Origin of the sequence: Nocardia veterana NBRC 100344, from assembly GCF_000308855.1 — a bacterium.
GTDB lineage: Bacteria > Actinomycetota > Actinomycetes > Mycobacteriales > Mycobacteriaceae > Nocardia > Nocardia veterana.
Window position 1 is genome coordinate 1 of record NZ_BAGM01000038.1, and the last position, 8,884, is coordinate 8,884.

The window sequence follows — 8,884 nt, forward strand, 5'->3', positions numbered from 1 at the left end:
GCTAGAGGGCATACTGACCGGTCTCGCCGAGTTTTCCGAGCTTGTAGTTCGGCAAAGCCCCTGGCTGTTTAAGTGTTCCGCTACTTGGGTACCTAGACTCTGACCCGGGCTATGCGCAGGTCAGAGGGGTTAAGCGCCCCCGGCAGGAATCGAACCTGCGACCTAGGGATTAGAAGGCCCTTGCTCTATCCAACTGAGCTACGGAGGCATGGCAGCACCAAACACCATGCCCCGTTCGAGGCATCGTGTCCAGCGAGTTGATTATAGCGAGCGTCCAGGTCGGCGCTGGTCGACGACATCGCGGCGGGGGACTGTCGCCCTCGTCACAACCGGGGTCGCGGATTCGGGCCCGGGCGGTTGTGAGGTGCGCGGCAAACTACGCTGAATAGTATGTCGTCACCGCAGGACCCGCCCGTCGAGCCCGATTCCCAGGCCGCGCGGCCGGAGGCGTCGGCGTTCCCGGTGCTGGCGGTGCTGTCGGTGGCAGTGACCGCGTTGGTCGCCCCGATCGTGGTGAGCCTGTCCGCCGCCCAGGCGTTGACGCTGCTCGGCATCCCCGATCCCGGACCGCTGACCACCTACGGACTTCCGGCGGTGCGGGCGCTCGCCGACTTCTCCGCGGCCATCGCGGTGGGTTCGCTGCTGTTCGCGGCGTTCCTCTGCCCGCCACAGCGCGACGGAGTGCTCGATGTCGGGGGCTATCGGGCGTTGCGCCGAGCCGGAACCGCGGCCATGGCGTGGGCGGTCACCTCGGCACTGCTGGTCCCACTGACCCTGTCCGACACCACCGGCCAGCCCGTGCGGACCGTGCTGCGACCGGACCAGGTCTGGCATGCGATCGACAAGGTCGACGTCGCGGGGTCCTGGCGCGCGACCGCGATCATGGCGATTCTGCTCGCGATCGGATGCCGGCTGGCGTTGCGCTGGGGGTGGACGCCGGTGCTGTTCGGCTGGTCGCTGCTGTGCCTGATTCCGGTCGCGCTGACCGGGCACTCCTCCTCCGGTGGTGCACACGATGTGGCGACCAACAGCTTGATCCTGCATCTGGTGGGGATGGCGGTCTGGGCCGGTGGGCTTTTCGCGCTGCTTGCCTACGCGATGCGCGGCGGCATGCACACCGGGCTGGCCGCACATCGGTTCTCGCTGGTGGCCACCTGTGCATTCGCGGTCGTCGCGGTGTCGGGGGTGCTGAACGCCTGGGTGCGGGTGCCGTGGAGCGAGCTGTTCACCACCACCTACGGCCGGCTGGTGATCGCGAAGACCGTCGCACTCTGCCTCCTGGGCGTGGCCGGATTCCTGCAGCGCCGCCGCGCGCTGCCCGCACTGGCCGGCAATCCCCGCAATCGCTCGGCGCTGATCAGTTACGCGGGCGTCGAGGTGCTGATCTTCGCGGCCACCATCGGACTGGCCGTCGGATTGGGCCGCACCCCGCCGCCGGATCTGAAGCGGGTGCCCTCGCCGGCCGAGGTCGAACTCGGCTACAACCTGGCCGGGCCCCCGACGGCCGCGCGCATCCTGTTCGACTGGCGCTTCGACATCATGTTCGGCACGCTCGCGATCGTCCTGGCGGTCCTGTATCTGGCCGGTGTGCGCCGGCTGCGCAGACGTGGTGACGCCTGGCCGGTCGGCCGGACCCTGGCCTGGCTGTGCGGTTGCCTGGTCCTACTGATCGCCACCAGTTCCGGGGTGGGCCGCTACGCCCCGGCGATGTTCAGCGTGCACATGGCCCAGCACATGCTGCTGTCGATGCTCGCCCCGGTGCTGTTCGCGCTGGGCGGCCCGGTATTGCTCGCCTTGCGCGCGCTACCCGCCGCCGGTCGAGACGCCCCACCCGGGCCGCGGGAATGGGTACTCGCCGCGGTGCACAACCCGGTCTCCCGGTTCATGACTCAGCCGGCTGTCGCGACCGCGTTCTTCATCATCGGCTTCTATGCGTTGTACCTGGGCGGCATCTTCGACTCGGTGGTCGGCGAGCACGGCGCCCATCTGGCGATGAACCTGCATTTCCTGGTTTCGGGCTACCTGTTCTATTGGGTCGTCCTCGGCATCGATCCGAAACCCCGGCAGGTCCAACCGCTGACGAAGGTCGGCATGGTGTTCGGTTCACTGCCGTTCCACGCGTTCTTCGGCGTCGCCCTGATGAGTATGACCACGGTGATGGGCGAGTGGTTCTATCGCTCGCTCGGACTGGGCTGGAATACCGATCTGCTGGGTGATCAGCGCACCGGCGGCGGCCTGGCCTGGGCCAGCGGCGAAATTCCCCTGGTCCTGGTGATGCTGGCGCTCCTGGTGCAGTGGTCGCGCAGTGACAACCGCACGGCGAAGCGCTTCGACCGGGCCGCCGAGCGAGACCACGACGCGGCGCTCGCCGCGCACAACGCCATGTTCGCGGAGCTGGCCAAGCGGGATCGCGAGGTGAAGCGGTGACCGAGGCGCCCGCGCGCATCCCCCGTCTCTACCGCTCCGATGTGCGTGCCGCCCGGCAGCGGCTCGGCAGCGATGTTCGGGTGACGCCGGTATTTCACACCGAGGTTGCCGGTCCGGACGGTCCGGTGAAGGTCACGTTGAAACTCGAGCACCTGCAGTACGGCGGCACCTTCAAATTGCGAGGCAGCCTGAACGCCCTGCTGCAGTCGGCGGCCGGCCGACCGGTCGTGATCGCGTCCGGCGGTAATGCGGGTATCGCGGCGGCGCTGGCCTGCGCAGTGCAGGGGCGGCCGTGCACGGTGGTGGTGCCCGAAACCGCACCGCACACGAAGGTCGCCGCGATGTGGAGCTACGGGGCGGAAGTGCTGTGGCACGGCACCACCTATGCCGAGTGCAAGCGGCATGCCGACATCGTCACCGCGGAACGCAACGCCCTGCAGTTGCACGCCTACGACCTGCCCGCGGTCGTGGCCGGGGCGGGTGTGGTCGGACTCGAGATCGAGCGGCAGGTGCGCGGTCGGCCGCCGGTGCTGATGGCCGTCGGCGGTGGTGGACTGATGGCGGGGATAGCGATCGCTCTCGGGCCGCGATCGCGGGTGATCGGCGTCGAGCCGAAGGGCGCGCCCACGTTGAACGCCGCCTTGGCTGCCGGGCGGCCGGTCGATGTCCCGGTCGACAGTATCGCCGCGGATGCCTTGGGCGCCACCAGGATCGGCGATATCGCCCTGGATACCGCGATCCGCTACGGCGTCGGCTCGCTGCTCGTCGGCGACGATGCGATCGCGATGGCCCGCGAATACCTGTGGCGCGAATTCCGCCTCGTGGTCGAACCGGCGGGGGCCACGGCCTTGGCGGCGGTGCAGAGCGGTGCGTACGTGCCCGCGCCGGGTGAGCGGCCGGTGATCGTGCTGTGTGGGGCGAATACCGATGTGACGACCCTGTGAGCGAGTAGTTCTGCAACGGAACGACCGCTGTTCACACCGCGGCGAGTTGTCCACAAATCCGGATTCGGGGCTGGTGGCGTGCCGCCGCATCGACGAGTCTGAGGAAGCGCGGCCGGCGAAGTGGCCGCGGTTGGGGGAGTGTCGTCGAATCGTGAAGGGGCGCAACCATGTACGAGGCGAATACGGCCGTCATCGGCACAGTCGTCACACATCCGGTCCGGCGCAGTCTGCCGGGCGGGGATCGGGTACTGACCTTCCGCATGGCCAGCACCGCACGTCGATTCGATCGCGACAGTGGAGGCTGGGTCGACGGTGGCACCCTCTTCCTCACCGTGTCGTGTTGGCGGCGGCTGGTCGACGGCGTCGATGCATCGATTCGGCGGGGCGATCCGATCGTCGCGTACGGCCAGTTGCGGACCAACGAGTATCGAACCACGGATGGTGTTCACCGCCACGACCTGGAGATGCGGGCCATCGCGCTCGGTCCGGACCTGGGCCGGTGCTCGGCGCCGGTCCTGCGCCGCGGCGGGCCGCGGAACTCCACGCCGGGTCTGCACGTTGTCCCACCAGGAGAAGATGCGTTTTCGGACGTGCCCGCAGGCGAGTCAGTGCCCGCGGTGGATGCGGTATCGACTAGCGTCGAGCCGGTCTCCGCGGCGGCCGCCGACGCCGGATGACTACGGTTACCTCTGCTCCGCTCGCGCGGTCCTCCGTTTCGACCCACTGGTTCCGACACCGATAGGCTTTCCTACATGGCTGAGTTCATTTACCAGATGAAGAAAGTTCGCAAGGCGCATGGCGACAAGGTCGTCCTCGACGATGTGACCTTGAACTTCCTTCCCGGCGCCAAGATCGGCGTCGTCGGTCCGAACGGCGCCGGTAAATCGAGCGTGCTGAAGATCATGGCCGGACTGGACCAGCCCAACAACGGTGATGCCTTCCTGGCGCCCGGAGCGACGGTCGGCATCCTGCAGCAGGAGCCGCCGCTGAACGAGGAGAAGACCGTCCGCGGCAACGTGGAGGAGGGTCTCGGCGAGATCAAGGTGAAGCTGGATCGCTTCAACGAGATCGCCGAACTCATGGCCACCGACTACTCCGACGAGCTCATGGAAGAAATGGGCAAGCTGCAGGAGGACCTCGATCACGCCGATGCCTGGGATATCGACTCCCAACTCGAGCAGGCGATGGACGCGCTGCGCTGCCCGCCGCCGGACGAGCCGGTCGGCAACCTCTCCGGTGGTGAGCGCCGCCGCGTGGCGCTGTGCAAGCTGTTGTTGAGCAAGCCCGATCTGCTGTTGCTCGACGAACCCACCAACCACCTCGACGCGGAGAGCGTCAACTGGCTGGAACAGCATCTCGCCCAGTATCAGGGTGCCGTCCTGGCCGTCACCCACGACCGGTACTTCCTGGACAACGTCGCCGGCTGGATTCTCGAGCTCGACCGCGGTCGCGCGTACCCGTACGAGGGCAACTACTCCACCTACCTGGAGAAGAAGGCCGAGCGGCTCGAGGTGCAGGGCAAGAAGGACCAGAAGCTGCAGAAGCGGCTGAAGGAAGAGCTGGCGTGGGTGCGCTCCGGCGCCAAGGCGCGGCAGGCCAAGAACAAGGCGCGTCTGGGCCGCTACGAGGAAATGGCCGCCGAGGCGGAGAAGATGCGCAAGCTGGACTTCGAGGAGATCCAGATCCCGCACGGTCCGCGTCTGGGCAATGTCGTGGTCGAGGTCGAGCATCTGGACAAGGGCTTCGGCGACCGTCAGCTGATCAAGGATCTGTCGTTCACGCTGCCGCGTAACGGCATCGTCGGTGTCATCGGCCCCAACGGTGTCGGTAAGTCGACGCTGTTCAAGACCATCGTCGGCCTGGAGCAGCCCGACAGCGGTGAGGTCAAGATCGGCGAGACGGTGAAGTTGAGCTATGTCGATCAGAACCGCGCCGGTATCGATCCGAAGAAGACGGTCTGGCAGGTCGTCTCCGACGGCCTGGACTACATCGAGGTCGGCAATCAGGAAATGCCTTCGCGGGCTTATGTTTCCGCCTTCGGCTTCAAGGGCCCGGACCAGCAGAAGCCGGCCGGTGTGCTGTCCGGTGGTGAGCGCAACCGCCTGAATCTCGCACTCACCCTGAAGCAGGGCGGCAACCTGATCCTGCTCGACGAGCCCACCAACGACCTCGACGTGGAAACTCTCGGCTCCCTGGAGAACGCGCTCGAGAACTTCCCGGGCTGCGCGGTGGTCATCTCGCACGACCGCTGGTTCCTCGACCGGACCTGTACCCACATCCTGGCGTGGGAAGGCGATGATTCGAACCCGGCGAAGTGGTTCTGGTTCGAAGGGAACTTCGAGGCATACGAGGCCAACAAGGTCGAGCGGCTCGGCCCGGAGGCAGCCCGCCCGCACCGCGTTACTCATCGTAAGCTGACTCGCGACTGATCGTTCGGCTCGCGGAGCCGACCCACAACCAGGACGTGCGTCAATTCGTCAGTGGCGCAACGTCATCGCGATCTATCCGCGTCAGCGGTAGGCTGCGAACACGGGCGTACCAACCGGCCCGTTCGAGGTAGCTGAGCGTCGCCGAGGGTTTAGGAGGAATCCACCCCGGCGCCTCGGCTGCCCGGCTACTCTCGACCCCGGCGTCACTTTGTTGCGGAACCGAATCCGAGGGAGTTGGCGAAAAAAATGACGGTCTCGTCCGAATTGTCCAGTAGCGCGTGGGCCGAGAGCCTGCCGGAGCCGTTGCGAGGGGAACTCGCGACGCTCGAATCGGCATACTTCCGCCACGTCGATGCCGGCGATGTGGACTGCGCGATCACCGGAAGTTCGGACCTGGTTTTCCGAAGGCATCTGGAACTGGGCATGCAGCGTCCGCCGGGCGCTGCGCGGGTGCGGGTGTATCACCCCGACGACGGCAGTGGGCTCGGTGCCGCTGTTCAACTGGTGACCGACGATATGCGCCTGCTCGTCGAGTCGGTCGCCGCCGCGCTCGCTCGAATCGGCGTGACCGTCAGTGAGGTGATCCACCCGATCTTCGAGGTACTGCGCGACGACGAGGGCCGGCTGCGGTCGGCCGCACCGCACGAGGTGGACGGCAACGGCGTCACGGGACTGCGGGAGTCCTGGATCCACGTTCAGCTGCACCCGTCGACCAGTCGCGACGTCCTCGATCGCATCGAGACCGAAGTACCCGACGTGCTCGCCGACGTCCGTCAGGTCATCAGCGATACGGAGGCGATGCGGGCGGTACAGGATCGCCTGGCGCGTGACCTGATCCGCGCGGCCGATGCGGGGGCGCCACCGTATTCGGCCACCGATCTGGTCGACTGCGCCAATTTGTTGCGCTGGATGGCCGATGGTCACTTCACGGTGTTGGGCTATGCCCGGTACCAACGCGACCCGAGCGCTGCCACCGAATCCAAATCGGTTGTGGTGCAGGACAGTTGTCTCGGCGTGCTGCGTCCGGACGTCGGCACCGATTTCCGGGTCCCGGTCGACGGCGGCAACCGGCCGCTGCTCATGCTGACCCAGGGCCTGGTGCCGGCGACCGTGCACCGCTCGGTGTATCCGTATTTCGTCGGTGTCGCGGAGACCGACGCCGCCGGTGCGGTGGTCGGCGAACATCTGTTCATCGGCGTCTTCACCGTCGCCGCCCTGCACGAGAACGTGCTCGACATTCCGGTGATCGCGCGGCGGGTGCGGTCGGTGATCGAGCAGTGCGGATTCGACCTGGAATCGTTTTCCGGGCAGGCGATGCTCGAGGTCATCCAGTCCTTCCCGCGCACCGAACTGTTCTCCTCCGATGTCGAGACGATGCGGCGCACAGCCAGCGCCGTCCTCAACGTCGGCATGCGCCGGCAGGTGCGCCTGTTTCTGCGGCAGGACTCCTACGGTCGTTTCGTCGCGGCGATGGTCTATCTGCCCCGCGACCGCTACACCACCCGGGTCCGGCTCGAGATCCAGGACATTCTGGTGCGCGAGCTCGGCGGCGAGTCGATCGACTACTCGGCGCGTGTGTCCGAAAGCGAACTCGCGAGTGTGTACTTCACCGTGCGCCTGCCGGAGGCGGGGATGCGGGTCGATACGTCGGAAGCGAATCGCCTGCGCATCCAGAATCTGCTCGCCGAGGCCAGCCGCACCTGGGACGATCATCTGCGCGATGAGGTGGCACGGTCCAGTGTGCTGGATCCGGCTGTCGTACAACGCTATTCGGCGGCACTGCCCGACGGTTACAAGGAAGATTTCGGGCCCGCCCGTGCCCTGGCCGATATCGTGCGGTTGGAGCGGCTCGCCGGCGACGCCATCGATCAGCACCTGTATCGCCGGCCGGGTGCCGCACCGGGCTCGTGGCGATTCACCCTGTACGTCGGCAGCGGAATCTCGCTGAGCCAGGTGCTTCCGCTGCTGCAGAGCCTGGGTGTCGAGGTGGTCGACGAACGGCCCTACGAGGTCGAATTCGACGACGGACGGTTGGCGTGGATCTACGATTTCGGCCTGCAGGCGCGTCCCGACCTGCTGCGCAAGTCGTTGGACCCCGATATGGATGCCGAGCTGGTGGAGTCGGCCGACCGGCTGGACGTGCTCGACGCGCCGGAACGTGGTCTGCGGGAGCGCTTCACGGCGGCTTTCGACGCGCTGTGGCACGGCCGCGCCGAAGCCGATCCGCTCAACGAGCTGGTTCTGCGGGCCGGGCTGGACTGGCGTGCGGTCTCCATCCTCCGGGCGTACTCGAAATATCTGCAGCAGGCCGACTTCCCGTACAGCCAGACGAACATCGCGCGCGTGCTGCTCGCTTCACCGGATGTGGCGCGGTTGTTCGTGGGGTTGTTCGAGGCCATGTTCGATCCGGACTCGGCCTCGCCCGAGCGCGCCGAGGAACTGCAGGCCGCGGTGCGCGAGTGCATCAACGAGGTGGTGAGTCTGGATGCCGATCGGATCCTGCGCGCGATCCTCGGCATCGTTACCGCGACACTTCGGACCAACTACTACGTCATCGACGCCGAGGGATCCCCGCGTGACTATCTGTCGATGAAGGTGGAGCCGCATGCCATTTCGGAATTGCCGCGTCCGCGTCCGCAATTCGAGATCTTCGTCTACTCCCCGCGGGTCGAAGGTGTGCATCTGCGTTTCGGGCCCGTGGCGCGTGGTGGTTTGCGGTGGTCGGATCGGCTGGAGGACTTCCGTACCGAGATTCTGGGTCTGGTGAAGGCGCAGGCGGTCAAGAACGCGGTGATCGTTCCGGTCGGCGCCAAGGGCGGTTTCGTGGTGAAGCGCCCGCCCGCGCCCACCGGAGATCCGGCGACCGACCGCCAGGCCTTACAGAGCGAAGGTATCGCCTGCTATCGGACCTTCATTTCCGGACTGCTGGATGTGACCGACAATGTCGACCACGCCAGTGGTGCGGTGGTGCCGCCGGAGCGGGTGGTGCGCCGCGACGGGGACGACACCTATTTGGTCGTCGCGGCGGACAAGGGGACGGCGACGTTCTCCGATATCGCCAACGAGGTGGCCAAGGAATACGGT

General features: G+C 66.7%; 5 protein-coding genes and 1 tRNA gene. 5 read left to right on the top strand and 1 reads right to left on the bottom strand.

The genetic code is table 11. The features are described 5' to 3' along the window. Nucleotides 1-134: 134 nt before the first annotated feature. Nucleotides 135-208: transfer RNA gene (locus ON37_RS06935), tRNA-Arg, on the bottom strand. A 182-nt stretch (nucleotides 209-390) separates the two neighbouring features. On the opposite strand from ON37_RS06935, the gene ON37_RS06940 reads away from it, so the two are divergent. The 5 genes from ON37_RS06940 to ON37_RS06960 all read left to right on the top strand — a co-directional run. Further along, on the top strand, nucleotides 391-2,427 hold the full coding sequence (locus ON37_RS06940; protein WP_040717952.1) for a bifunctional copper resistance protein CopD/cytochrome c oxidase assembly protein: 2,037 nt from the start codon (nucleotides 391-393) through the stop codon (nucleotides 2,425-2,427). Further along, nucleotides 2,424-3,371 carry a threonine/serine dehydratase gene (locus tag ON37_RS06945; RefSeq protein ID WP_040717953.1) on the top strand — a complete coding sequence of 316 codons (948 nt, stop codon included), beginning with the start codon at nucleotides 2,424-2,426 and terminating at the stop codon, nucleotides 3,369-3,371. Before ON37_RS06940 ends, ON37_RS06945 begins: the two co-directional genes overlap by 4 nt. Nucleotides 3,372-3,538: 167 nt before the next feature. Continuing rightward, nucleotides 3,539-4,048: a single-stranded DNA-binding protein gene (locus tag ON37_RS06950; RefSeq protein WP_051031286.1), complete on the top strand. Its 510-nt coding sequence runs from the start codon at nucleotides 3,539-3,541 to the stop codon at nucleotides 4,046-4,048. A gap of 75 nt (nucleotides 4,049-4,123) precedes the next feature. Beyond that, on the top strand, nucleotides 4,124-5,800 hold the full coding sequence (gene ettA / locus ON37_RS06955; RefSeq protein ID WP_040717954.1) for an energy-dependent translational throttle protein EttA: 1,677 nt from the start codon (nucleotides 4,124-4,126) through the stop codon (nucleotides 5,798-5,800). A gap of 246 nt (nucleotides 5,801-6,046) precedes the next feature. Next, nucleotides 6,047-8,884, top strand: a 2,838-nt coding sequence (locus tag ON37_RS06960) for an NAD-glutamate dehydrogenase domain-containing protein (RefSeq protein ID WP_040717955.1), incomplete at its 3' end; no start/stop codon positions are given.